This window comes from Luteimonas sp. e5 (assembly GCF_054031035.1).
Map to the genome: position 1 here is coordinate 192422 of NZ_JBSTRX010000002.1, position 24645 is coordinate 217066.

The window sequence follows — 24645 nt, forward strand, 5'->3', positions numbered from 1 at the left end:
TCAGCCCGCATGGGCGACAATCGGCGCATGAGCGCGCCGTACGCTTTCATCGACCAGCCACTGGATCGTGCCGACGAATGGCGCGGGGATGCCGCGCAGCTCGATGCGCGGCGTGCGGAAGGACATTGCCTGTGGCTGGACACGCGCGGCGAGGTGCGCAGCGACGCGCAGGGCCGCCTGCTGGCCAGCCGCGGTGCGCCGGAAGATGCCGTTTTCCTGGGTCGTCGCGGCGAGGAGGCGTGGTTCGCCGCGCTCGCCCGCGATGGCTTCGACGACGACGTGCCGCGCACCGAGCTGCGCCGCGCGGCGCTGGAATGGCCGGTTTTCGAGGCGACCTTGTTCGCCCAGGCGCGCGCGGTGCTGCACTGGCGCGCCTCGCATCGCTTCTGCCCGGCCTGTGGCGGCGGATTGCGCTATTCGAACGGTGGCTGGCAAGGCGATTGCGCGGCCTGCGGGCGCATCGAATATCCGCGCAGCGACCCGGCGGTGATCGTCGCCATCAGTGACGGCGAGCGCCTGCTGCTGGGGCGCCAGCCCGGCTGGGCGCCGCGCCGCTATTCCACCCTCGCCGGTTTCGTCGAGCCGGGTGAGTCGCTGGAGCACACCCTGGTGCGCGAGGTATGGGAGGAAAGCCGCGTGCGCGTGCAGCGCTCGCGCTACCTCGGCTCGCAGCCGTGGCCGTTTCCCGGCTCGTTGATGCTCGGCTTCATCGCGCATGCCCATCCCGACCAGCCGCAGACCGAGCAGGACGAACTGGAGGAGGCGCGCTGGTTCAGCCAGGACGAAGTGCAGGCAGCGTTGCGCGACGACGCCGAAGACGCCCCGCTGCGGCTGTCGCCACCGATGTCGATATCGCGCTGGCTGATCGAGCGCTGGGCCGCCGGCGAGCGCGCCTGACCGATCCTCAGCCCGGCGCCAGCCAGGCGAACGGCGGCCATGGCAGGTTGCGCGCGAGCCAGAAACCCGGGATCAGCACCAGCCACGGCCACGGGCGCCCCAGCTGCGTGGCGATCCGGTGCATCCAGCCGGGCCGCCAGCCGGCCAGCCACAGCAGCCCGCCCAGCATCAGCACGAGCAGCACCGGCACCAGCGGGTTGTACGCCAGTGCGCGTGCCACGTCGCCATGGGCCAGGGCATGCAGCGCGCGGGTGCCGCCGCAGCCCGGGCACCACAGCCCGGTCAGCGCATGGAAGCTGCAGGGGAAGAACGGATTGACGTCCAGATTCGGGTCGAAGCGACGAAACACCGCCAGGCCCGCAGCGGCGGCAATCAGCATGCCGCCACCACCGGCCATGGCCAGCCGGCGCTGGCCGATCGGGCTCATGATTGCTGCTGCATCTGTTCGAGGATTTCCATCATCTGCTGCTGATAGTTGTCGCTCATGCCGGTGGCGAGGAACACGATCCACAGCAGCACCGATGCGATCAGGATGCCGCTGGTGACCCAGTTCCAGGTCTTGGCCTGGGCCGAGGCCTGCTGTGCGGCCGCGGCGTCACCGCGCTGCAACGCCGGATTGACCTTGCTCGACTTCACGATGGCGACGATGCCGGTGATGATGCCGATGAAGGACAGGCAGGTGAAACAGCACAGCACCGCGGACAGCACGGTGTTGATGATCGACCAGACCATGTAGTTCTGGACCGGGGTCTGCACGGGATAGGGAGTGCTCATCAGGGGCCTTTGTCGAAGCGTGGGATCGTGCTCGATGGTATCAACGCAAAGTGATCGTGCGAAGAGGGATCAGGCAGCCTTGCCGCGCAGCGCACGCACGGTGTCTTCCAATCGCGCGGCCGTCGCCTCGCGGCCGTCCAGCGGCGGCCCGGCGATGACCTCGACGCGTGCACGCAGCCGGCGCGGCAGGCGCATGCGGCCGAGCCGTCCGGCTTCGGCGCGTGCGTTGCGCCGGCTCCACATGCTGGCCCACATCCCGCGCAGCGCCAGCGGGATCACCGGCACCGTCTGGCCGCGACGGGCGGCGCGTTGCAAGGCCTTCTCCACGCCGGTCTTGAACGGTGCGATCTCGCCATCGCGGGTCAATGCGCCCTCGGGGAAAATGCACACCAGCTCGCCGGCGGCCAGTGCGGCGTCGATCTGATCGAACGCGCGCTGCATCAGGTCCGCATCCTCGCGCACGCCAGCGATCGGGATCGCCCGGGCAGTGCGGAACATCCAGCTCAGCAGCGGGATGTTGAAGATGCGGTAGTACATCACGAAGCGCACCGGCCGCTTGATCGCGCCGGAAAGGATCAGCGCATCCATGTAACTGACGTGGTTGCACACGATCAATGCAGCGCCTTCATCGGGTACCGCCTGCTCCACGCCCTCGCGGCGCACCCGGTACAGCAGCGAGGTCAGCAGCCAGGCGACGAAGCGCATGGCGAATTCCGGCACGATGCTGAAGATGTAGATGGCCACCAGCGCATTGGCGATGGCCAGGCCCAGGAACACCTGCGGGATCGACCAGCCCAGCACCTGCTGCAGGACGATGCCGGTGCCGGCGGCGATGACGATGAACAGCGCGTTCTGGATGTTCAGCCCGGCGATCACCCGCGCCATTTCGTTGGACGGGGTGCGCGACTGGATCAGCGCGAACAGCGGCACCACGAAGAAGCCGGTGAACACGCCGACGCCAAGCAGGTCGATGATGATCCGCAGGCTGCCAGGGGCGGTCACGAATTGGTCGATCGACAGGCCCTGCAACAGCGATTCGCCGCTGCGCGCGAAGTACAGATCCAGCAGGAAGGCGCTGACGCCGAAGGCGCCCAGCGGTACCAGCCCCAGTTCGACGCGGCGTCCGGACAGTTTTTCGCACAGCAGCGAGCCGGTGCCGGTGCCGATCGAAAACAGCGCCAGCGCCAGCAGGTACAGTTCTTGGCGACCGCCCAGCTGCACTTCCGCCCAGGTCGGCAATTGCGCGGTCAGCATGGTGCCGATGAACCAGAACCAGGACACGCCCAGCACCGCATTGCGCACCGCCGGCTGGTGCCGGGTCAGCCGCCACACGTTCAGTGATTCGCGCAGCGGGTTCCACTTGATCCGCAGCTCGGGGTCACCGGCCGGCACCGGCGGGATGCGCCCGGCGACCCAACGCCCCAGCACCGCCAGCAGCACGATGGCCGCGGCCGCCGCGTGCGGCCCGGCTTGCCCGGCCAGCAGGAAGATGCCGCCGCCGGTGAGCATCCCGGCCAGGATCGACACCGAGGTGCCCATCTCCACCAGGCCGTTGCCGCCGGTCAATTCCTCGCGACGCAGGATCGCCGGCAGGATCGAATACTTCACCGGCCCGAACAGGGTCGATTGCATGCCGGTGGCGAACAGCGCCAGCAGCAGGATCGGCATGCTCTGCAGCACGAAGCCGACCGCCGCCAGCGACATGATCGCGATTTCCATGCCGGTGGTGATGCGGATCAAGCGCGACTTCTCCAGCTTTTCCGCGATCTGCCCGGCATGTGCGGAAAACAGGAAGTACGGCAGGATGAAGATCGCCGGCGCCAGATTGGTGTACAGCGTGCGCTCGTCCAGCGACACGCCCATGAAGAACAGCAGCCCGATCACCGCCTGCCGGTACACGTTGTCGTTGAACGCGCCCAGGCACTGGACGATGAAGTAGGGCAGGAAGCGGCGCTGCCGCAGCAGGCCGAACTGGGAATGCGTGGTTGGCGAACGCTGGATCTTCGACATGCGGCCCCCGTTGGATGGCGCGAGTCTAGCGCGGCGCGATGGCAGCCGAGCCGTCGCCTGCCATGGCCGGCGCATCCGCGGTCAGACGCATCTGCGCCGCAGCGGTGATGAGCTGGGGGAAGAACAGGTCGTACGTGGCCCCGATCTCCTCCTCATGCGCGCGCAGCACCTCGAGGCAGGCCAGCAGGCGATCGCCATTGCGCGACAGCCGGGTGCTGATGCCGCGTATCGCCGCATCCACGTTGTCGCGTAGGCGGTAGGACGCCAGCCAATCATGCGCAGCCATGCGCGGGGCGATCATCGCCAAGCGTGGCGGCAGCACGTCAGCATGCTGCGCGAGGATGCGATACACGCGTGCGCTGAACGCAGGCAACGGTTCCGCGTTCCAGCGTGCCCAGTCGCGGGCCAGTCGATGGTCGAAATACACATCGAGCACGATTCCGGCATAGCGCCGCAGCCCGCCGAACAGGCCACGCGCGGCGACCACCGCGGGATGCTGATCGGTATACCGGTCGATGCGGCGGTGGCGCAGGATCTCCGCACGCACCACCGGCGGCCACTCCACCAGTCCGGCCTGCCCGCGCACGAAATCGCCTAGCAGCGCGCCGAGGATCGCCTCGTCACTGTCGCGCGCCAGCCAGCAATGGGCGAGGTAGTTCATGCGCTGATTCTAGGCGGCCATCGTTGCGTGCTGGCGTATCCTCTGGCGCAAGCGAGGAGGTGCCATGTCATTGAACACCATGAAATCGGTGAGCATGTCCGCTGTTTTGGCGATCGCCGGCCCAACGAAGCGCTTGGGCGTGCAGAAGTGCAAGGTTTCAGCAGAGCGGGGCTCCATGGATTCGGGGTCGATCCTCGCCCGGTCGCGGTATCCCGGCGCCCCCTCATTCCGGTCAGCTGGCCACCGGTCGGCAAACCCGGGCACATGCATGAGGGACGAGAGAAAGGCAGGCATGCAATGAAGTGGCAGAACTTCATCGGACATGGAGTGTTCGTCACCTCGATTGTGATCAGCATCATCGTGATCGCTGTATTTCGAGTAATCCATGTAGCTCGCCGTCGTCGCTCGCCACTGCACGGCAAACAGGTGGGGCATGTGCCGGGTCAGCAATTATTGGAGCGCATCGAGAGACACGATACCGAGGCAGGCATTGGCTTCGACCTGATGCTGCTTGCGCTGCCTCTGATGTTCATGATCTGGGCGACGCTTCGACTCGATTGGACCCAGTTGCGCTGGGGTGTTGGTGAGACCTTGTTTGCTATCGGTTGGGCTGCTTTTTTCGGCTATGGCTTGTGGCATTACCAGAGGCATTATCGTCGTCGCGAACAGGTGCGTGATGGGTTGTTGGCTGAGCGCGTGACAGGCATGCAGCTCAATCGCTTGATGGCGCAGGACTGCATGGTCATGCACGACTTGCCGGCTGAAGGCTTCAATATCGATCACATAGTGATCGCACCGAGGGGCATATATGCGGTGGAAACCAAGTCCTTCCGCAAGCCCAAAAATGCCGAGCCGAATACGCCGGCCACCGTGACGTATGACGGTGGAATGCTTGATTTCGGTGATTTCAAGACACGCAAGCCGCTGGAGCAGTCCAGGCGTCATGCCAAATGGCTGGCGGACTTCCTGCGTGAGTCGATGGGTGAGCCGATTCCGGTTCGTCCGTGCGTGGCTTTGCCTGGCTGGTTCATTCAGAAGTCGGAGGCGAGCCGGGGTGCCAGTGTGTTCGTGTTCACGCCGATGGGGCGTGGTTGCGAGTATTTCACTTACGGTGACGACGTGATCGCACCGGAAAAGCGACGCATGATCGCGCAGGCACTGGCAACACGCTATCCGAAGATCGAGGACTGATCGGTCAGCACAGGTCTGGTGTCGAGCAGCCGGGCTTGATCGGGTCGGGTTTCAGCGCCCGATCGCGCGCCAGCCGATGTCGCGGCGGTGGAATTGGCCTTGCCAGTGGATGCGCTCGACGGCGGCGTAGGCGCGCTGCTGTGCTTGGGCGATGTCATCGCCAAGGGCGGTGACGCACAGCACGCGACCGCCACTGGTGAGGGCGTGGCCGGCGTCGTCGAGCTTGGCGCCGGCGACGAACACCTTGCAGGCGGGGCCGAAGTCGTGGTCGAGGCCTTCGATGCGGTCGCCGCTGCGCGGTTTGTCGGGATAGCCTTGCGCCGCCATCACCACGCCGAGCGCGGGCTGCGGGTTCCAGCGCGCATCGACCGCGTCAAGGCGGCCATCGAGCGCCGCTTCGAGCAGATCGATCAGGTCCGAATCCAGCCGCATCAGCACCGGCTGCGTTTCCGGATCGCCGAAGCGCACGTTGAATTCGATCACCTTCGGCGTGCCGTCGGGGGTGATCATCAGCCCGGCATACAGAAAGCCGGTGAACGGCACGCCGTCGGCGCGCATGCCGGCGACGGTCGGTTCCACCACTTCGCGCATGATCCGCGCATGCACCTCGGGAGTGACCACCGGCGCCGGGGAGTAGGCCCCCATGCCACCGGTGTTCGGACCCGCATCGCCATCGCCCACCCGCTTGTGGTCCTGGCTGGTCGCCATCGGCAGCGCGTGCTCGCCATCGACCATGGAAATGAAACTGGCTTCTTCGCCTTCGAGAAACTCCTCGATCACCACGCGGCTGCCGGCCTGGCCGAAGGCGTTGCCGGCCAGCATGTCGCGCACCGCGGCCTCGGCCTCGGCCTGGGTCATCGCCACGATCACGCCCTTGCCGGCGGCCAGGCCATCGGCCTTGATCACGATCGGCGCGCCCGTTTTGCGCACATGCGCAAGCGCGGCTTCGACCTCGTCATGCACCGCGTAATGCGCGGTGGGGATGCGGTGGCGGGCGAGGAAATCCTTGGCGAACGCCTTGCTGCCCTCCAGCTGCGCGGCGGCGGCGGTGGGGCCGAAGATGCGCAGGCCGGCGGCACGGAAGTGATCGACCACACCGGCCACCAGCGGCGCCTCGGGGCCGACCACGGTGATCGCCACGTCCTCCGCGCGGGCCAGTTGCAGCAGTGCCTCGACATCGCCGGCATCCACCGCCACGTTGCGGCAGCGCGGCTCGCGCGCGGTGCCGGCATTGCCCGGCGCGACCAGCACTTCGGACACGCGCGCGGACTGTGCCAGTTTCCAGGCCAGGGCGTGCTCGCGCCCGCCGCTGCCGATGACGAGGATCTTCATGCCGGTTTCCTTGCTGGGGTGCCTGATTCTAGCGAGTGGCGCGATCCCGGCTCAGGGGAATTGGGCGAATGCGCTGCCCCCGCCGCCGCCTGCGGACGTGCTGGAGGAAGGCGGGGCGTTGTTCGAGGGCGGCAACTCGATCGGTACCGGTTCGCCGCGCCAGCGCCGGGTGCTGCGCTGGAAGAACAGGCTGTTGGGGATGCGCAGCACGCTTTCGCCGCCATTGGCATGCGATTCGCGCAGGGTGACGAAGATCAGGTTCATGTCCACCACCTGGCCGCGCAGGCCTTGGCGGTCGCCGGCCTCGAGCAGTTCGATGTGATCGTGCAGCCGGAATGGACGCGTGATCAGCAGCAGCAGCGCGCAGAACAGATTGGTCAGCACGCTCCACGCGGCGAAGAAGGCGACCGCGGCGACCGCGGCGAAGCCGGTGAACGCGGTCCACAGCACGCCACCGGAGACGCCCAGGCGCTCGAGCACCAGCAGCAGGGTGCCGAAGCCGATCAGGAAGGCGATGATGCGGCGTGCGCTGACGGTGATCTGCACCGGCAGGTCGTAGCGCGTGGCGAGGCGGCGGATCGCGCGCAACAGCAAGGCGCGCAGCGCCCATGCCGCAAGCAGGATCAACAGCAGCTGCAGCACGAGGACCAGTTGCGGATACCAGTCGTGCAGCCATGTCGGCAGATGGTGCTTGTACGGGGCGGACATGCGCGGTTACTCGAGTGGCGGGCGGACCATGCCGCGCATTCTATCGACGCCTGCAACGTGCGACAGGCGCATCTGCCATGACTTCAGCGCGTGATCCAGCCATGTTCGGCGAAGATCGCGCGTGCCTCGGCGCTTTCCAGGAATTCGGCGAACGCGCGTGCCTGCGGTTTGCCGGCGCCATGCCGGGTCACGACGATGCCGCAATCGCGATGGATGCGATAGCGCGGCTCGATGGCGACGACATCGGCCAGTTGCGGATTGGCGCGCTGCCAGATGTTCCAGATCAGCCATGCGTCCAGGCCAGTGTCCTCCTGCCAGCGCTGCTTGGCCTGCGCGCTGTTGCCGGCTTCCGGGAACGCGATGTTGGCGCGGAAGGCGCGCACGGTTTCGATATCGCCCATGCGCCCGGCGACGTCCTCCCACAGCCCGGTCTGCCCGGCGCCGGACACCACCAGGATGCGCATGCCCGGCTTGAGCAGGTCGCGCAGGCCGCGGATGCGTTTGGGGTTGCCCGGCCGCACCAGAATGGCCGATGGCCGCAGGTACAACGGGCGCGCATCGCCCAGCTCGAACAGGCCCGGCAGGCGGGTGGCGAAGGCACCCATCATGTGCTCGGAGCCGCTGTAGATCAGGTCGGCGTCGGCACTGGCCTGCTCGGCCCACTGTTCGGTGGGACCGGCGCTGACCCGCACCTCCACGCCATGCGCCTTGCCGAAGGCTTCGGCCGCGGCCTTCATTGCCGGGGCGGGGCCGCCGGGGCCGTACACGTGCAGCACTTCCCGCGCTTCCAGAGTCTGCGCGGGCAGCGCGATGCCCAACAGGGCGAGGGTGATCAGCAGGGCGTGCAACAGGCGCATGGTGGCAACTCCGCGGGACGAGTCACGACGCTAGCTGCAGACACGTTGCCCGCGGGTGAACCGGCTGCGGTGGGTGCGCGTCCGATCAGTGACGGAAGTGGCGCACGCCGGTGAACACCATCGCCAGGCCGTGCTCGTCGGCGGCGGCGATGACTTCCTCGTCGCGCATCGAGCCGCCGGGCTGGATCACCGCCTTGATCCCGGCGGCCGCGGCAGCGTCGATGCCGTCGCGGAACGGGAAGAAGGCATCGGACGCCATCACCGCGCCGGGCACGGTTAGCCCTGCGTCCTCGGCCTTGATCGCGGCGATGCGCGCGCTGACCACGCGGCTCATCTGCCCGGCGCCGATGCCGATGGTGCGTTGGTCCTTGGCATAGACGATCGCATTGGACTTGACGAACTTGGCCACCTTCCAGGCAAACAGCAGGTCGTCCAGCTGCGCCGCATCGGGCGCGACCGCGCTGACCACCTTCAGCTCGTCGCGGGTCACTTCGCGGTCGTCGGCGCTTTGCATCAGCAGGCCCGAACCCACGCGCTTGACGTCGATGAAGCCGGCGCTGCGCGGCGCCAGCGGAATCCGCAGCACGCGCACGTTGGCTTTCTTGCGTGCGATCTCGAGGGCCTCGTCGTCGTAGTCCGGGGCGATCAGCACTTCCACGAACTGGCGCTCGAGGATGCTGCGCAGGGTCGCGCCATCGAGCCGGGCATTGAAGGCGATGATGCCGCCGAAGGCGCTGGTCGGGTCGGTGGCGTAGGCCAGTTCGTAGGCATCGCCGCAGGCCGCGCCCGTGGCCACACCGCAGGGATTGGCGTGCTTGACGATGACACAGGCCGGGGTATCGAACTGGCGTACGCATTCCCAAGCGGCATCGGCATCGGCCAGGTTGTTGAAGCTCAGCTCTTTGCCCTGCAGCTGGGTGAAGGTCGCTAACGATCCGGGTGCCGGATGCAGATCGCGGTAGAACGCCGCCTTCTGGTGCGGGTTCTCGCCGTAGCGCAGATCCATCAACTTGACGAAGCTGCCGTTGGACTGCGCCGGGAAATCGCTGCGCGCGATGTCGCCGGCCTCGTCCGCGGCCAGCGCCGAGAGCGTGTTGCTGATGGCGGCGTCGTACTGCGCGACGCGGTTGAACGCGGCCACCGCCAGCTGCCAGCGGGTCGCGCCGCCAAGTGCGCCGTCGTTGGCGGCCAGTTCCTCGATCAGCGCCGGGTACTGCGCCGGATCGGTGGTGACCGCGACCCGGGCGAAGTTCTTTGCCGCCGAGCGCAGCATCGCCGGCCCGCCGATGTCGATGTTCTCGATCAGTTCCGCCAGGCCCACGCCCTCGCGCGCGGCGACCTGCTGGAACGGATACAGGTTGATCACCAGCAGGTCGATCGGCGCGATGCCGTGTTCGGCCATCACCGCATCATCGGTGCTGGCACGGCCCAGCAGCCCGCCATGCACTTTCGGATGCAGGGTCTTGACCCGGCCATCCATCATTTCCGGAAACCCCGTCACCTCGCTGACATCGCGCACCGGCAAGCCCGCATCGCGCAGCGCCCTGGCCGTGCCGCCGGTGGACAGCAACTCCACCCCATGCCCATGCAACGCCTTGCCCAGATCGATCAACCCGGTCTTGTCGGACACCGACAACAGGGCACGAGTCAGACGGCGGTGGGAGCCGTGGAGCGGGGAAGCGGAGGCGGGCATGGCGGGATCGGTTTGGTGAAACCCTTAATTATAGGAACTAGGAACTAGGAACGAGAAACGAGGAACGAGTGGAAGCGAAATGAGTGAAAGCGGGCTCAACGTGCTTGCGCACCACTCGTTCCTCGTTCCTCCACACTCGTTCCTGGCTTCACCCAATCCCGTATTCCCGCAGCTTCTTGCGCAGGGTGGCGCGGTGGATGCCGAGCAGGGCGGCGGCGCGGCTCTGGTTGCCGTCGCAGTGGTTGAGCACTTCCACGAACAGCGGGATCTCCACTTCGCGCAGCACCACCTGGTGCAGGTCGCCACCGCCGCAGCCGTCCAGGTCGCCAAGGTAGCGGCGAATGGAGAGGGCGGCGTGTTCGCGCAAGGGCACATGCGCTGGGCTTGGGCGGTTTGGCACGAGTCGGATTTCCCCTGGTGGCCACGCGCCGGTCACATGGGCGTGGGTCGGTCAGTCTAGCGCGGCGGCGTTGCGGGGTGACTGAATGCGACGCCATCGGGACGGAAGGCGAAGCGGAATGACACCGCATCACGCGCCGGTTCGCGCACCGCGAAGGCGATGCTGGCGGTTTGCCCCGGACCGATCAGCGGCGGATGTGGGCCATGCAGGTATTCGTTCGGGGCCAGCTCGCGCTGGGCCAGGGTCTGGCCGCCGGCATCGGACAGCACCAGCAGCAGGCGCGGCCAGGGTTGTGCCCACGGCGCATCGTTGCGGAAGCCGGCGCGCACCTGCAGCACGCCAGGCTGCCGAGGATGCGCGCGCACGTCGTGGCCGACCATGTGCAGGGCATCCAGATCGCGCCACGGTGGCAGCTGGCAGCCGAGCACGGCGCAACTGCGCTCGATGAAGGGGCGGGTGGCGGCATTGGCGGCAAGATCGGCGCGTCCGGCCATCAGCAGCATCCACGCCAGCAGCACCAGCAGTGCGCCGCTGGCCAGCCAGGTCCAGCGCTCTTCGCGACGGGCCTCGAGGACGTCCACGACGCTGAAGCCGGGCGCGGAATCCGGCTGCGGTTCGGGCTGTGCTGCGGATGGCCGGGGCGGGACGGACATGGGTACAGCTTAAACGCGTCGCCGTGCGTCGATGCGCACCCAATCTTCCAGCGTTTCCACGCGCAGGTCTTCGAACCACGGTGCGTAACGCAGCAGCAGCGCATCTTCCTGGCCGACGAGGATGCCGGACATCGCCAGCCGGCCACCCGGAGCCACTGCAGCGGCCAGCGTCTCGGCCAACTCGTCCAATGCACTGGCGAGGATGTTGGCCACCACCAGCGGATAGCGGCGCTGCGGCGCCTCCCCGGGCAGGTGCAGGCTGATGCGTTCGGACAGATCGTTGCGCGCGGCATTGTCGGCGCTGGCCACGAGCGCCTGCGGATCGTTGTCGATGCCGACCGCACGCGCGGCGCCGAGCTTGAGCGCGGCCAGCGCGAGGATGCCGCTGCCGCAGCCGAAGTCGAGCAGCTCGGCGTCCTGCAACTCGCCATTGGTCGCCAGCTGATCCAGCCAGCCCAGGCACAGCGCCGTCGTCGGATGCGTGCCCGAGCCGAAGGCAAGCCCGGGATCCAGCCGCACCACCGCGGCGTCCTGTGCTTCGGCAGCCTCGGGCAGGGCATGGTCCCAGGGCACGATCCAGCAGCGCTGGCCGAAGCGCATCGGCTGGAACTGATCCAGCCAGGCGCGCTGCCAGTCCTGATCCTCGACGGCTTCCAGCACCGCGCCATCGAAGTCCAGCTCCGGATGCGCCTCGCGCAGCGCGACGAGCAGGGCCGCGCCATCGGTGGCGCCATCGAACAGCGCACTCAAGGTCATCTGCCGCCACAGCGGCGTCTGCCCCACACCGGGTTCGAAGATCGCCTGCTCGTCCGGAGTTTCCGCATCCGCATCCTGCAACGTCACCGACAGCGCACCGGCCGCTTCCAGCGCCGCCTCGTACTGCGCGTGTGCCTGTTGCGAAACCGGCAGGGTGAGCTGCAGCCAGGCCATCAGGCCAGCTTCAGCGAGCGTTCGCGGCTTTCGGCGAGGCGCTTTTCCAGATAATGGATGTTCTGACCGCCAGTGGCGAAGCCGGCATCGGCGAGGATGCGCTGCTGCAGCGGGATGTTGGTCTTGATGCCGTCGACCACCATTTCCGACAGCGCCACACGCATGCGCGCGATCGCCTGTTTGCGGTCGGCACCATGCACGATCAGCTTGCCGATCATCGAGTCGTAATTCGGTGGCACGCGGTAGCCCTCGTAGACGTGGGTATCCACGCGCACGCCGGGCCCGCCCGGGGCATGGAAATGGGTGATCAGGCCGGGCGAGGGCATGAAGCTGTCCGGGTCCTCGGCATTGATGCGGCATTCGATCGCATGCCCGCGCATCACCACGTCTTCCTGCCTGATCGAAAGCTTGCGCCCGGCCGCGATCAGCAATTGCTCGCGGATCAGGTCGATGCCGGTCACCATCTCGGTCACCGGATGCTCGACCTGGATGCGGGTGTTCATTTCGATGAAGTAGAAGCGCCCGTTCTCGAACAGGAATTCGAAGGTGCCGGCGCCGCGGTAGCCGATGCGGATGCAGGCCTCGACGCAGACCTTGCCGATTTCCGCGCGCAGTTCATCGCTGATGCCCGGTGCCGGCGCCTCCTCGACCACCTTCTGGTGGCGGCGTTGCATCGAGCAGTCGCGCTCGCCCAGGTGGATCGCATTGCCCTGGCCATCGGCCAGCACCTGGATCTCGACATGGCGCGGGTTCTCGAGGAACTTCTCCATGTACACCATGTCCTTGCCGAACGCCGCGCGCGCCTCGCTCTGCGTGGTGCTGATCGCGGTCAGCAACGCGGCCTCGGTGTTCACCACGCGCATGCCGCGGCCGCCGCCGCCGCCGGCCGCCTTGACGATCACCGGGTAGCCGATCTCGCGCGCGATGCGCAGGTTTTCCTCGCCGTCATCGCCCAGCGGCCCATCGCTGCCCGGCACGCAGGGCACGCCGGCGGCCTTCATCGCGCGGATCGCCTCGACCTTGTCGCCCATCAGGCGGATGGTGTCGGCGCGCGGGCCGATGAAGACGAAGCCGGACTGCTCCACGCGCTCGGCGAAGTCGGCATTCTCGGCGAGGAAGCCGTAGCCGGGGTGGATCGCCTGGGCATCGGTGACCTCGGCGGCGGAAATGATCGCCGGCATGTTGAGGTAGCTTTCGGTGGACGGCGCCGGGCCGATGCACACCGACTCGTCGGCCATCGCCACGTGCTTGAGGTTGCGGTCGGCGGTGGAGTGCACCGCCACCGTGCGAATGCCCATCGCCTGGCAGGCGCGGACGATGCGCAGGGCGATTTCGCCACGGTTGGCGATGACGACTTTATCCAGCATTGGCATTGCGCAGATCCCGGTCTGTGAGTGTCGATGCGCCGTGTCGGCGCGGATGCCGCGGGGCGTGTGCAGGCGTGCGCAGCTGCCGCGGCATGGCCCGGTCAGCCGATCACGAACATCGGCTGGTCGAATTCCACCGGCTGCCCGTTCTCGCACTGGATCGCGAGCACGGTGCCGGAGGTTTCCGCTTCGATCGGGTTGAACATCTTCATCGCTTCGATGATGCCCAGGGTGTCGCCCTCACTGACCGTGGCGCCGACGGTGACGAACGGCGGCTTGTCCGGGGCCGGGCTGGCATAGAAGGTACCGACCATCGGTGCGCGCACCACATGGCCCTCGGGCAGCTCCGGGCCGGGGCGCGGGCTGCCGCCGGTGGCGGCCTGCACCGGGGAGTTCATCGGCATCGGCGGCGCGCTGACCGGGGCGATCGCCACCGTGGGCATCGGCGCGGCGGCAGCACCGGCGATGCCGGTGGCGGCGCGCGACAGGCGTACCGATTCCTCACCCTCCTTGATTTCGATTTCGCTGAGGTTGGAGGCTTCCAGCAGGTCGATCAGTTTCTTGATCTTGCGAAGGTCCATGACAAGTCTCGGGAAGTGGATTCAGTGGGTGGCGGCCAGTTCGGCCAGCGCCTTGTCCAGCGCGTGGCGGTAGCCATCGGCGCCGAAGCCGCAGATCACTGCGCGGGCGAGGTCGCTGAAGTAACTCTGGCGACGGAACGGCTCGCGCGCATGCGGATTGGACAGGTGGATTTCGATGAAGGGTAACGCGACGGCGGCGAGCGCGTCACGCAGCGCGACCGAGGTATGGGTGAACGCAGCGGGGTTGATGAGAATATACCCGGTGGCGTCGTCGGCCGCAGCATGGATGCGCTCGATGAGCGCATGTTCGCTGTTGGATTGCAGACATTCGACGACGATGCCGGCTTTTTGTGCCTGCTCCGCCAGCATTGCGTCGATCTCGGCCAGGGTCGTGCGGCCATAGACCTCCGGCTCGCGACGACCGAGCAGGTCGAGGTTGGGGCCGTGCAGCACGAGGATTTGCGGCATCCGCCACCACCACCCGGAAAGGACAGGCGCGCACTATGCGCCAATCGCATGATGCTGTCCAGTTCGCCGATGATGAGCGAAATTCAAGTGATTGTTTGATTTTTGCGAGGAGGCTGCGGGCTGAAAATGATGCCTGCTATACTCCCCCGGAGTATCCAGGAGCCACCATGCCGCACAGCCCCGCCGAGAAGAAGCGTGCGATCACCCGCCTGCGCCGCGTGCGCGGGCAGGCCGAGGCGCTGGAGCGGGCGATCGAGGCCGGCAGTGACTGCGGCGAGGTGCTGCAGCAGCTGGCGGCGATGCGCGGTGGCATCAACGGGCTGATGGCCGAGGTGCTGCAGGGCCATCTGCGCGAGAGTTTCGGCCATGCCGAATGCGACGCCGCGGCCGAGCGCGATCCCGAACATGCACGCATCCATGCCGCCATCGATGAGGTGTCGGCGCTGGTGCGGTCCTACCTGAAATGAAGGCGCGCCCGGGCCGCGCCGCAACCGGAGAAGCACGATGAGCGAGACTGCTGGCAAGACCCTGAAATCCCGTGCCGCCGTGGCCTTCAAGGCCGGCGCGCCGCTGGAAGTGGTGGAGATCGACGTGGCCCCGCCCAAGGCTGGCGAAGTGCGCATCCGCATCAGTCATACCGGGGTGTGCCATACCGATGCCTTCACCCTGTCCGGCGAGGATCCGGAAGGGCTGTTCCCGGTGGTGCTGGGGCACGAGGGCGCGGGCGTGGTGGTGGATGTCGGCGAGGGCGTGACCTCGGTCAAGTCGGGCGATCACGTGATCCCGCTGTACACCGCCGAATGCGGGCAGTGTCTGTTCTGCACCTCGGGCAAGACCAACCTGTGCACCTCGGTGCGCGCCACCCAGGGGCAGGGCGTGATGCCCGATGGCACCAGCCGCTTCAGTTACAACGGCCAGCCGCTGTACCACTACATGGGCTGCTCGACCTTCAGCGAATACACCGTGGTCGCGGAAGTCTCGCTGGCCAAGATCAACCCCGAGGCCAACCCGGAGCAGGTCTGCCTGCTCGGCTGCGGCGTGACCACCGGCATCGGCGCCGTGCACAACACGGCCAAGGTGCAGGAAGGCGATTCGGTGGCGGTGTTCGGCCTCGGTGGCATCGGTCTTGCGGTGATCCAGGGTGCGCGGCAGGCCAAGGCCGGGCGCATCATCGCCATCGACACCAACCCGGACAAGTTCCCGATGGCGATGGACATGGGCGCGACCGAATGCGTCAACCCGAAGGACCACGAGGCGCCGATCCAGCAGGTGATCGTGGAGATGACCGGCTGGGGCGTGGACCACAGCTTCGAGTGCATCGGCAACGTCGAGGTGATGCGTGCGGCGCTGGAATGCGCGCACCGCGGCTGGGGGCAGTCGGTGATCATCGGCGTGGCCGGCGCCGGTCAGGAAATCAGCACCCGTCCGTTCCAGCTGGTGACCGGGCGCAAATGGATGGGCACCGCATTCGGCGGGGTCAAGGGCCGCAGCCAGTTGCCGGGCATGGTCGAGGACGCGATGCGCGGCGAGATCGAGCTGGCGCCGTTCGTCACCCACACCATGGGGCTGGACGAGATCAATACCGCGTTCGATCTGATGCATCAGGGCAAGTCGATCCGCAGCGTGGTGCACTATCGATGAGCACGCAGACACCGGGTGCGATGTGGGATGCCCGCTACGACGGGGAAGCGTTTTTCTACGGCACCGCGCCCAACGACTTCCTGGCCGAACAACTGTCGCAGCTGCGCTCGCCGGTGCTGTCGCTGGCCGAAGGCGAGGGCCGCAATGCGGTGTTCCTCGCCGAGCACGGCCACGATGTGCTCGGCGTGGACATTTCCGCGGCGGGGCTGGCCAAGGCGCAGCGCCTGGCTGCCGAGCGCGGGGTCACGATCCGCACCGAGCAGGCGGATCTCGCCCAATGGCAGCCACCGCAGGCGGCGTTCGGCAGCGTGGTGTCGATCTTCGCGCACCTGCCGCCGGCCGTGCGTGCGCAGCTGTATCCGCGCATCGAAGCGGCGCTGGCACCCGGCGGCCTGCTGCTGATGGAAGCCTATGCTGAAGGCCAGCTGCAGCGTGACACCGGCGGGCCGAAGGACGTGGACATGCTGATGAGCGTGGACAAGCTGCGCGCGGAATTCCCCGGCCTCGAGCCGCTGCTGCTGCGCGAGATCGAACGCGACGTGCACGAAGGCCATGGCCATACCGGCCGTGCCGTGGTGGTGCAGTTCATCGCCCGCAAGCCGTTGGTCGGCGACGACGCCATGAACGAAGGAGGACAGCCGTGATGGAACGGATCGAACGACGCGCCAGCTTCGGTGGCTGGCAGGAAGTGTGGCAGCACGATTCGCAGACGCTGGGCCTGCCGGCGCGCTTCGGCATCTACCTGCCGCCGCAGGCGCAGCACGGCCGCTGCCCGGTGCTGTACTGGCTGTCCGGCCTGACCTGCACCGAGCAGAACTTCATCACCAAGGCCGGCGCGCAGCAGTTCGCCGCCGAGCACGGCCTGATCGTGGTCGCGCCCGACACCAGCCCGCGCGGCGAGGGCGTGGCCGATGGCGATGGCTATGACCTTGGCCTTGGTGCCGGCTTCTACGTCAATGCCACGCAGGCGCCGTGGACGCCGCATTACCGCATGTACGACTACGTGGTCGACGAACTGCCGGCGTTGATCGAAGCCCACTTCCCGGCCAGCGACCGGCGCGCGATTTCCGGCCATTCCATGGGCGGCCACGGCGCACTGGTGATCGCCCTGCGCAACCCTGGCCGCTACCGCAGCGTGTCCGCCTTCGCCCCGATCGTCGCGCCGGCGCAGGTGCCGTGGGGACAGAAGGCATTCAGCGCCTACCTTGGCGATGACCGCGAAGCTTGGGCCAAGTACGACGCCACCGCGCTGGTCTCGGGTCAACTGGACGAGCGCCTGCCGCTGCTGATCGACCAGGGCGCGGCCGACGACTTCCTCGCCGAACAACTGCGCCCCGAACTGCTGCGCGACGCCGCCGAAGCCGCCGGGCATCCGCTGACCCTGAACCTGCGCGAAGGCTACGATCACAGCTACTACTTCATCGCCAGCTTCATCGGCGAGCACATCGCTTGGCACGCGCGGGCGTTGCGCGATTAGCGGCGCTCAGGCGGGCGCCACCAACCCCGACTCACTTGCCGGCGGGCTGCCGTATGCTGCCTCTTGCCTGTTCCGGCGGCACCACGAAACTCAGGCTGGCTGCATGCTGCAGCGCGCGGTAAGGCCGGCCGTCCACCTCGCCGGCCACCTGTTCGCGGCGGCCCACGCTCAGCACGTACAGGCCCGGCCACGGCGTTTCGATGGTGAAACGGCCCTGCGCATCGGTGCGGTACCAGCGCGACCAGCCGCTTTCCGATTCCAGCTTGACGGGCGCATTGACGCTGGGCTGTCCGTTGAGCAGCAGGACGAAGCTGTCGCTGTCGGGGGCGATCGGCACGAACTCCAGCGGGTTGCGTGCACGGGTGTCGCGCCGGCCGATGCGTGCCTCGTAGCTGACCGCGATGGTCTTGCCCTGGCCCAGTGCCCGCTGCACCAGTCGCAGGTCGCCCGTGGCGCCTTCGATCACGCCGATTTCGCCCTGGCGCTGCATGGTCGCGGCTTGTCCGCCGGGGGTGTCGATGCTCGGGTCGGGCAGGATGTGTTCGATGCGGAACGGGCCGGCATCGGCCTTGGCATGCGCATGGCCGGCATGATCGTGTCCGCCGAGGGTCAGATCGCCGTAGCGGACCTCCACGGTGTTGCCCTTGCCCGGTTGCAGCCAGACATATTCGGCCAAGGCCGATCCGGGCAGGCACAGCAGGGCCAGCAGCGCGGCACGGGCCATGGTTCGCAAGGGGAAAGCGGGGTGAGGCATGACGGGCTCCCTGGTTGGAAAACGTTGCTCGGAAATCCTTGTTCAGGAATCCGTGTTCAGAAGCGGGTGCGCAGGCGCACGGTGACGTTGCGCGGGTCGCCGTAGTAGTTGCCGGAGCGGATGCCGCCCACGCGGCGGTAGTACACGCGGTCGAACACGTTGTTGACGATCACGTCCAGCGTGGCGTGGCGATTGAAGCGCCAGCCGCCGCTGAACGAGAACACCGCGTAGCCGCCTTGCGAGCGGGCCTGTGTGGTGGCGGTGGTGACGCCGCTCCAGCGCCGGCTCTGGCCGTTGATGCCACCGCCGACGAACCAGCCTTGTGCCTGCTCCGGGGCGGAGTCGTATTGCGTCCACAGCTTGGCCTGGTGGCGCGGCAGGTGGGTCTGGAACTTCTGCCCGTTGTTGGCGGGGCGGTCCTTGAGATAGCGCGCATCGTTGAAGGTGTAGCTGGCGGAGATGTTCCAGCCCGGGCGGATCCGCCCGACCAGTTCGGCTTCCCAGCCCTGGCTTTGCACCAGGCCCATCGGCAGCCAGCACACGCTGGTGGGGCTGGCGCCGCAGCCCACGTGCTCGTCATCCACGAAGGGGCGGTTGATCTCGCGGATGCGGTACAGCGCCAGCGTGCCCTGCAGATGATCGTCGATGAAGCCCTGCTTGATGCCGGTTTCGATCTGCCAGCCTTCGCGCGGGTCGATCGCCTTGCCGTCGTACTGGAAGTATTCGTTGGGCTGGAAGGTGTAGCTGTAGCTGGCGTACCACGCGGTGTCCGGGCGGAACTCCCACACCGCGCCGGCATACGGGGTGATCTTGCCGCTGACGTTGGAGGCATAGTGCTTCCACTGCGTGAGGTGCGGATAGGTTTCGCGGCTGCGGTTGGCATTGCTGCTGGAGCGCCCGCCCAGCACCCAGGTCCACCCATCGAACGGGCGCAGGCGCAACTGCCCGTACCAGGCGCTCTTGCGCACCTGGAATTCGGACCGGCCGACGATGGTATCCGGCGCCACGCTGATCGGCAGGTCGGGGTGGAAGATGTCGTCCACCTTGACGCCGCCACTGGCGAATCCGGTGAACTGATCAAGCGCGTCGCGGTTGTAGCCGATCAGCACGTCGTGCGTGCGCCCCCACAGTTCCAGCGGCCCGGTGAGGTTGATTTCAAGGCCGCGGTTGACCCACTCGTGGTCGCTCAACGAGGTCAGATACTGCCCCGCGGTGCTGCCGGGGGTGACTGCACTGCTGTTGTAGGCGATGCGTGCGTCGTAGTTGTTGTCGCGGTAGCGCGCCGCGCCCTTGAGCGTCCAGCCGTTGCCGAAGCGGTGGCCGAGCTCGATCACGCCTTCGCGGGTGGGTTGCCGGATCACGCTCCAGTCGGTGCCGGTGAAGGTGTGGCGTGGCGCGTTCAACTGGCGGCCATCGACATAGGTCGGCAGCCCCCAGAAGCGCGTGTAGCGGCTGCGCTGCCAGCTGCCGGAAACGGCGAGGGTGGTGTCGGGGCTGCCCAGATCCGCCTCCAGCACCGCGTAGGCCATGTCGCGCTTGTTGGCCGCCACATCGTAGAAGAAGTCGGTATCCAGGCTGCTCAGCACCAGTCGGCCACGCACGCTGCCGGCGGCATTGAGCGGCGCGCCCACGTCCAGCGCGGCGCGCCGGTTGTTCCAGCTTCCCAGCGAAAGGTCGAAGTTGCCGGCAAACGTGCGCGGCGCGCGTTTCCTGACCAGGTTGATGCTGCCGCCGGGCGTGCCGGAACCTTGCAGCAGGCCCGACGGCCCGCGCTGGATCTCGATGCGGTCGTACATCGACAGATCGATCTGCATCATGCTGGTGATGCCCTTGGTTGCCGGCAGGCCGTCGAACTGCGCACCGGCGTCGTAGCCGCGGTTGTAGGCGACGAAGCTGCCGTCGCCCTGCGGCGTCACCGCGATGCCGGTGGCCCACTGCATGGCGTCTTCGACCGAGGTCATGCCGGCGTCATCCATCATCTTGCGGTTGATGACGGAGATCGAGTTGGGGGTTTCCTTGAGCGCGGTCGAACTCTTGCCGGCGATCGTGGCGTCGTCGGTGGCGTAGGAGTCCTCGCGCTTGCCCAGTACCAGGATCACGTCAAGCGCGCGCGCATGGCTGGTCTTGCCGGGCTTCGCGGCCGGCGCCGGTTGTGCATCGGACTGCGCCGCGGCCGGCATCGAGCACGCAAGAGCGGACAGGGCCGCGGCCAGAACAGAGCGTCGCATCCAGGATTCCCGGTGACAAGGTTACGCAATGTTATTTCGTAACGCTCAAGATGGGAAGCATTTTTTCGTCAGGCACGATCGCAAACGCATGCACACGCGCGTCGGCAATGTGGGCGCATCGCACAGGGTGGCGTGGCTCAGGCGAGGTTGAAATCGACATACGCGAAGTGCCCTTCGCGCAGCCGCGTGTCGCCCCGCCGCAAGGCGAGCGGACTTGCGAACATCGGCCCGTCGGATACGCAGGTATGGAATTCACCGTGCTCACCGCAGGGATCGACCGTGGCCGGCAGCGAGGCAAGCAGGTCGGCATCGTAGGCACGCCCGGCGAAGCCGGCATCGAGGCGACGGCTGTCCACGCAGCACAGCCGCGCCTGCAGGCCGCCATCGATCATCTGCCGAGCCAGCTGCGCGGTGTCCTGCCCGAACAGCGGAAACACCGCTTGCCAGCCCAATGAGGCGCACAGGGCCTTGCGCCAGTCGCGGATGTCAGCCAGCAGCAGGTCGCCGAAGGCGATGTGGGCAAGATCCGGCCAGCGCTCGCGCGCCTGCGCCAGGCTGGCGGCGAAGCGTGTCTGGTAGATCGCGTTGTCGGCCTGCTGCGGAATCCAGCTTTCAATCAGCGGCAGGCCGGCGGCGCGGGCCTGCGCCTGGATCACGTCATGGCGCACGCCCTGCATCGAGGCGCGCTGCCAGCCTTCGGTCAGCGTGCACAGCAGGGCACGGACTTCGAAGTCACCGCGCTGGCGCAGCACATGCAGCGCCCAGGCCGCGTCCTTGCCGCCGCTCCAGGCCAGCAGGCACGGCGTCGGCGTGACCGTGCTCAGCCCGCGCGCACGTCGTGCAGGCGCCAGTTGGAACCGGCAAGCAGCCGCAGGCGGTGCTTGAGCACATCACCGGGCAGGCTGGTCAGCACCTCTAGGTCGATGTGCAGGTCGTCCATGCGACCGACGACTTCGGCCTGCGGATCGTTGACCGCCAGCTTCGGATCGATGTCGTCCGGATCGTCCTGCATGGCCAGCCATTTCTGGAACACGCCGCCGGTGCGCAATGCATCCTGCAGCTCTTCGGCAAAGCCTTCGGCGCCGTGCGAGGTGAAGCCCAGACCGGGTTCGCCGCGGGCCTTTTCCGGTTCGGGGAGCGAGATGAAGTAACGGGTGGCCATGCTGTCCTCCGGAGTAGCCGTGATGGCGCCAGCATAGCCGGCGCCATGTCGCTGCGGAGCGAAGGTATGCTCAGCCGCCCGTGCCTTCGCGCGGCGGCAGGTAGCGGTCGCGCAGTTCGCTCTGCCGCGAGGTCATCGGCACCGGGCGCCCCCCCATCCACACCTGTACCGCGGTGTGGCCGACATCCAGTGGATCGCCACTCCACAGGGTCAGGTCTGCGCGCCTGCCCGGCGCGATCACGCCGATTTCGTTGCCGAGACCGAAAGCCTCTGCCGGCACCCGGGTGAGGCCTGCCAGCGCCGCCTGCCAGTCAAGGCCGTGCGCGACGGCATTGCCGGCCAATTGGCGCACCTTGCGTGCGTTGTGCGAGGCGTCGCCGGCCTGCGAGAAGCCGACCCTGACCCCGGCCGCGTGCAGGCGCGCCGCGTTTTCCATCGAGGCGCCGATCTGGTCGAAATCCGCGGGCAGGTTGGCCAGCGCGTCGAGGAACACCGGCACTCCGGCGGCGGCGATTTCCGGCGCCACCTTCCACGCCTCGCTGGCACCGACCAGCGCGACCTGCACCTGGCGCGACCTGGCCCAGCGCAGCAGACGGCGGATGTCGGAGGCACGGTGGACATACACCGCGATGCGGCCACCGCCGCCGATGTAGCGCGCCAGCGTGCTGCGCCCGGCCGGGGTGAGCAGGGCGAAGCGCGAATCCGGCGCGATGCGGCCGCGGGTTTCGTCGATCAGCTGATCGAGGATCATCCACTGCGCCGCGCGCGAGCCGCCGGTCAGGTTGGCGCCGCCGGCGCCGAGGGTCATGAACAGCACCCGCGGGCCGATCGGGTCGAGGCTGCCATCGAAGCGGAACGCGCCGCCCTGGCCACCGATGAAGGAGCCGCCTGCGGTCGGCGTGGCGGCAACCAGAGTCCAGCCGAAGCCCTCGATCCGGGTCACCGGGATCAGCACCGATTCGGGATTGAAGGCCAGGGTGACATCGAACTCCGGACGCACCTGCATGTCCTTGATGCCCTGGCCCAGTGCGACGTGGCTGTCCACGGTGCGTGCCTCGCCGCTGACTTCCTCCACCCCGATGTCGCTGATGCCGGCGAACAATGCCGGGGTCAGCGGGCGGCCCTCGGCTTCCACCACCTGCACCCCGGCGGCGGACAGGCTGCGGCCCACCGCGCTGATGCGCCCGCCGCGCACCAGCACGTCGGCCTGCTCCAGGCTGCCTTGGCTACCAGCGGTATGCACGGTGGCATTGCGGATCAGAACATCCTGCGCCGCCAACGGGGTGCTGGCCAGCAGCAGTGCGGCCAGCGCGAGCAACTTCGAGACGGGCGCCTTCATTGCACTTCTCCCTGCATCAGGTCCTGGCCAAGCAGGAAGTCCGAGCGCGGCCTGCGTGCGGGTTGGCTGCGGTCATACAACTTGGCGCCATCGACGTAGACCTGCTCGGCGCGGGCGTAGCTGCTGAACGGGTTGCCGCTCCACAGCACCACGTCGGCCATCTTGCCCGGGGTCAGCGAGCCGGTCATGCCATCGATGCCCATCGCGCGTGCCGGGTTCAAGCTGAGCCAGGTCATCGCGTGTTCGGGGCTGATCTCGATGCCGATGCGGCGGCCGGCGGCGATCGCCTTGGCCGCTTCCTGATTGAGGCGCTGGATGCCTTCGCCCGAATCGCTGTGCACGATGGCGCAGCCGTTGCGCGGGCGATCGACCAGCACCAGGTTTTCCTGGATGCCGTCGAACGACTCCATCTTGAAGCCCCACCAGTCCGCCCACAGCGCCCCGCAGATGCCTTCGCTGGCCAGCCGGTCGGCGAGCTTGTAGGCCTCCACGCCGTGATGGAAGGCGGCGATCTTGAAGTCGAACTCGCGGGCGAGGTCGATCATGATCGCCATCTCGTCGGCGCGGTAGCAGTGGATGTGCACCAGGATGTCGCCATTGAGTGCGCCGGCCAGGGTGTCGAGCTTGAGATCGCGCTTGCCGCCACTGTCCTTGGCCGAGTCCTGCGCCGCGCGGCGCTTGTTCATGTAATCGGCGGCATCGGTGAACGCGGCGCGGAAGCCGGCGATGTTGCCCATGCGGGTGGACGGGCCGCCCTTGCTGCCGTACACGCGCTTGGGGTTTTCGCCGCAGGCCATCTTCAGTCCCCATGGTGCACCGGGAAATTTCATCTGCTGGTAGGTGGCGGCGGGCACGTTCTTCAGGGTCACGCCGCGGCCACCGATCAGGTTGGCCGAGCCGGGCAGGATCTGCAGGCTGGTCACGCCGCCAGCCAGCGCGGTTTCGAAACCCGGATCCTGCGGCCACACCGAATGTTCGGCCCACACCTGCGCGGTGACCGGTGCGGTGGCTTCGTTGCCGTCGCTGTGCGCCGAGGCGGCCGGGCTCGGGTACACGCCGAGGTGGGAATGGATGTCGATGATGCCGGGGGTGACCCATTTGCCGCGCGCGTCCACCCGCAGCGCATCCGCCGGTGCCTCCAGGGTCGGGCCGACCGCGACGATGCGGCCATCGCGCATCAGCACGTCGGCATTCTCCAGCCGCGCGCCGGCGCCATCGAGCACGGTGGCGCCAGCCAGCAACACAGGTGGCGACGCGATGCGCTGGTAGGTGCTGGGGTAGGGATCGTCGGTGAACGAGGCGGGCCGTGCGACGCGCGCATCAGTAGAGGCAGGTGCGTCGCTGCGCGGGCTGCTGGCGCAGGCCGACAACAGCAGAGCCGCACAGGCGGCGAGGGCGGTCTTGTGCATTGGGAGCTTCCCCGGGGCAGGAATTTCACCCTAGCCGCTGGCGCCGATGCTGCCAAGCATGACGAAAGTCAGGGTCGGCAACGGCTAGACTGCGCTTGATCGGCAATGGAGCA

27 protein-coding genes are annotated in these 24645 nt (G+C 67.6%); 6 read left to right on the forward strand and 21 right to left on the reverse strand.

Going from position 1 to position 24645, the window contains the following annotated elements; genetic code table 11:
- Positions 1-9 precede the first annotated feature (9 nt).
- Positions 10-897, forward strand: a complete 888-nt coding sequence (gene nudC, locus ACW11F_RS06350) for an NAD(+) diphosphatase (protein ID WP_456996071.1) — start codon at positions 10-12, stop codon at positions 895-897.
- A 7-nt stretch (positions 898-904) separates the two neighbouring features.
- Here the strand turns inward: nudC and ACW11F_RS06355 are convergent, their stop codons facing one another.
- The 5 genes from ACW11F_RS06355 to ACW11F_RS06375 all read right to left on the reverse strand — a co-directional run bounded on the left by ACW11F_RS06355 (position 905) and on the right by ACW11F_RS06375 (position 4666).
- A complete protein-coding gene (locus tag ACW11F_RS06355; RefSeq protein ID WP_456996072.1) occupies positions 905-1324 on the reverse strand; it encodes a DUF2752 domain-containing protein in 420 nt (139 codons plus the stop codon).
- Positions 1321-1671: a CD225/dispanin family protein gene (locus ACW11F_RS06360; protein ID WP_456996074.1), complete on the reverse strand. Its 351-nt coding sequence runs from the start codon at positions 1669-1671 to the stop codon at positions 1321-1323. Before ACW11F_RS06360 ends, ACW11F_RS06355 begins: the two co-directional genes overlap by 4 nt.
- A gap of 69 nt (positions 1672-1740) precedes the next feature.
- Positions 1741-3681 carry an MFS transporter gene (locus tag ACW11F_RS06365; RefSeq protein ID WP_456996076.1) on the reverse strand — a complete coding sequence of 647 codons (1941 nt, stop codon included), beginning with the start codon at positions 3679-3681 and terminating at the stop codon, positions 1741-1743.
- 25 nt (positions 3682-3706) lie between these two features.
- Positions 3707-4342, reverse strand: a complete 636-nt coding sequence (locus tag ACW11F_RS06370) for an acyl carrier protein phosphodiesterase (protein WP_456996077.1) — start codon at positions 4340-4342, stop codon at positions 3707-3709.
- Between the two features lie 9 nt (positions 4343-4351).
- Positions 4352-4666, reverse strand: a complete 315-nt coding sequence (locus tag ACW11F_RS06375; protein ID WP_456996078.1) for a hypothetical protein — start codon at positions 4664-4666, stop codon at positions 4352-4354.
- Here ACW11F_RS06375 and ACW11F_RS06380 point away from each other — a divergent pair.
- Positions 4640-5533, forward strand: coding sequence for a nuclease-related domain-containing protein (locus tag ACW11F_RS06380; RefSeq protein WP_456996079.1), 894 nt, complete (start codon positions 4640-4642; stop codon positions 5531-5533). The genes ACW11F_RS06375 and ACW11F_RS06380 overlap by 27 nt on opposite strands.
- Before the next feature lie 51 nt (positions 5534-5584).
- On the opposite strand, the gene purD is transcribed toward ACW11F_RS06380, so the two are convergent.
- The 10 genes from purD to aroQ all read right to left on the reverse strand — a co-directional run bounded on the left by purD (position 5585) and on the right by aroQ (position 14522).
- Complete coding sequence (purD, locus tag ACW11F_RS06385; protein ID WP_456996080.1) at positions 5585-6865, reverse strand: phosphoribosylamine--glycine ligase; 1281 nt, start codon at positions 6863-6865, stop codon at positions 5585-5587.
- 51 nt (positions 6866-6916) lie between these two features.
- On the reverse strand, positions 6917-7573 hold the full coding sequence (locus ACW11F_RS06390; RefSeq protein ID WP_456996081.1) for a mechanosensitive ion channel domain-containing protein: 657 nt from the start codon (positions 7571-7573) through the stop codon (positions 6917-6919).
- Positions 7574-7656: 83 nt separating this feature from the next.
- Positions 7657-8430 (reverse strand): substrate-binding domain-containing protein, encoded by a 774-nt coding sequence (locus ACW11F_RS06395; RefSeq protein ID WP_456996082.1) that lies wholly within the window; start codon positions 8428-8430, stop codon positions 7657-7659.
- Positions 8431-8515: 85 nt separating this feature from the next.
- The gene (gene purH, locus ACW11F_RS06400; protein ID WP_456996083.1) at positions 8516-10123 is read right to left on the reverse strand and encodes a bifunctional phosphoribosylaminoimidazolecarboxamide formyltransferase/IMP cyclohydrolase; all 1608 of its coding nucleotides are present in this window, start codon (positions 10121-10123) and stop codon (positions 8516-8518) included.
- A 148-nt stretch (positions 10124-10271) separates the two neighbouring features.
- Positions 10272-10532 carry a helix-turn-helix domain-containing protein gene (locus tag ACW11F_RS06405; protein WP_456996558.1) on the reverse strand — a complete coding sequence of 87 codons (261 nt, stop codon included), beginning with the start codon at positions 10530-10532 and terminating at the stop codon, positions 10272-10274.
- Between the two features lie 47 nt (positions 10533-10579).
- Entirely contained in the window at positions 10580-11176 is a 597-nt protein-coding gene (locus ACW11F_RS06410) for a DUF3426 domain-containing protein (protein WP_456996084.1), read from the reverse strand.
- A gap of 9 nt (positions 11177-11185) precedes the next feature.
- A complete protein-coding gene (gene prmA, locus ACW11F_RS06415; RefSeq protein ID WP_456996085.1) occupies positions 11186-12106 on the reverse strand; it encodes a 50S ribosomal protein L11 methyltransferase in 921 nt (306 codons plus the stop codon).
- Complete coding sequence (gene accC / locus ACW11F_RS06420) at positions 12106-13473, reverse strand: acetyl-CoA carboxylase biotin carboxylase subunit (protein ID WP_456996559.1); 1368 nt, start codon at positions 13471-13473, stop codon at positions 12106-12108. Before accC ends, prmA begins: the two co-directional genes overlap by 1 nt.
- Positions 13474-13574: 101 nt before the next feature.
- Entirely contained in the window at positions 13575-14054 is a 480-nt protein-coding gene (gene accB / locus ACW11F_RS06425; RefSeq protein WP_456996086.1) for an acetyl-CoA carboxylase biotin carboxyl carrier protein, read from the reverse strand.
- 21 nt (positions 14055-14075) lie between these two features.
- The gene (aroQ, locus tag ACW11F_RS06430) at positions 14076-14522 is read right to left on the reverse strand and encodes a type II 3-dehydroquinate dehydratase (protein ID WP_456996087.1); all 447 of its coding nucleotides are present in this window, start codon (positions 14520-14522) and stop codon (positions 14076-14078) included.
- A gap of 167 nt (positions 14523-14689) precedes the next feature.
- On the opposite strand from aroQ, the gene ACW11F_RS06435 reads away from it, so the two are divergent.
- The 4 genes from ACW11F_RS06435 to fghA all read left to right on the forward strand — a co-directional run bounded on the left by ACW11F_RS06435 (position 14690) and on the right by fghA (position 17640).
- Positions 14690-14989 carry a metal-sensing transcriptional repressor gene (locus ACW11F_RS06435; RefSeq protein WP_456996088.1) on the forward strand — a complete coding sequence of 100 codons (300 nt, stop codon included), beginning with the start codon at positions 14690-14692 and terminating at the stop codon, positions 14987-14989.
- Between the two features lie 61 nt (positions 14990-15050).
- Positions 15051-16163, forward strand: coding sequence for an S-(hydroxymethyl)glutathione dehydrogenase/class III alcohol dehydrogenase (locus ACW11F_RS06440; RefSeq protein WP_456996560.1), 1113 nt, complete (start codon positions 15051-15053; stop codon positions 16161-16163).
- Positions 16160-16807 carry an SAM-dependent methyltransferase gene (locus ACW11F_RS06445; protein ID WP_456996089.1) on the forward strand — a complete coding sequence of 216 codons (648 nt, stop codon included), beginning with the start codon at positions 16160-16162 and terminating at the stop codon, positions 16805-16807. Before ACW11F_RS06440 ends, ACW11F_RS06445 begins: the two co-directional genes overlap by 4 nt.
- Positions 16807-17640, forward strand: coding sequence for an S-formylglutathione hydrolase (gene fghA, locus ACW11F_RS06450; RefSeq protein WP_456996090.1), 834 nt, complete (start codon positions 16807-16809; stop codon positions 17638-17640). The genes ACW11F_RS06445 and fghA overlap by 1 nt, the downstream gene beginning before the upstream one ends.
- Before the next feature lie 31 nt (positions 17641-17671).
- On the opposite strand, the gene ACW11F_RS06455 is transcribed toward fghA, so the two are convergent.
- The 6 genes from ACW11F_RS06455 to ACW11F_RS06480 all read right to left on the reverse strand — a co-directional run bounded on the left by ACW11F_RS06455 (position 17672) and on the right by ACW11F_RS06480 (position 24532).
- Positions 17672-18394: a hypothetical protein gene (locus tag ACW11F_RS06455; protein WP_456996091.1), complete on the reverse strand. Its 723-nt coding sequence runs from the start codon at positions 18392-18394 to the stop codon at positions 17672-17674.
- A 56-nt stretch (positions 18395-18450) separates the two neighbouring features.
- Positions 18451-20622 carry a TonB-dependent siderophore receptor gene (locus ACW11F_RS06460; RefSeq protein WP_456996092.1) on the reverse strand — a complete coding sequence of 724 codons (2172 nt, stop codon included), beginning with the start codon at positions 20620-20622 and terminating at the stop codon, positions 18451-18453.
- A gap of 137 nt (positions 20623-20759) precedes the next feature.
- Positions 20760-21473: a Dph6-related ATP pyrophosphatase gene (locus ACW11F_RS06465; RefSeq protein ID WP_456996561.1), complete on the reverse strand. Its 714-nt coding sequence runs from the start codon at positions 21471-21473 to the stop codon at positions 20760-20762.
- The gene (locus ACW11F_RS06470) at positions 21443-21784 is read right to left on the reverse strand and encodes a hypothetical protein (protein WP_456996093.1); all 342 of its coding nucleotides are present in this window, start codon (positions 21782-21784) and stop codon (positions 21443-21445) included. The genes ACW11F_RS06465 and ACW11F_RS06470 overlap by 31 nt, the downstream gene beginning before the upstream one ends.
- 70 nt (positions 21785-21854) lie before the next feature.
- Positions 21855-23123: an amidohydrolase family protein gene (locus ACW11F_RS06475; RefSeq protein WP_456996095.1), complete on the reverse strand. Its 1269-nt coding sequence runs from the start codon at positions 23121-23123 to the stop codon at positions 21855-21857.
- Positions 23120-24532, reverse strand: coding sequence for an amidohydrolase (locus tag ACW11F_RS06480; RefSeq protein WP_456996096.1), 1413 nt, complete (start codon positions 24530-24532; stop codon positions 23120-23122). The genes ACW11F_RS06475 and ACW11F_RS06480 overlap by 4 nt, the downstream gene beginning before the upstream one ends.
- Positions 24533-24645 lie beyond the last annotated feature (113 nt).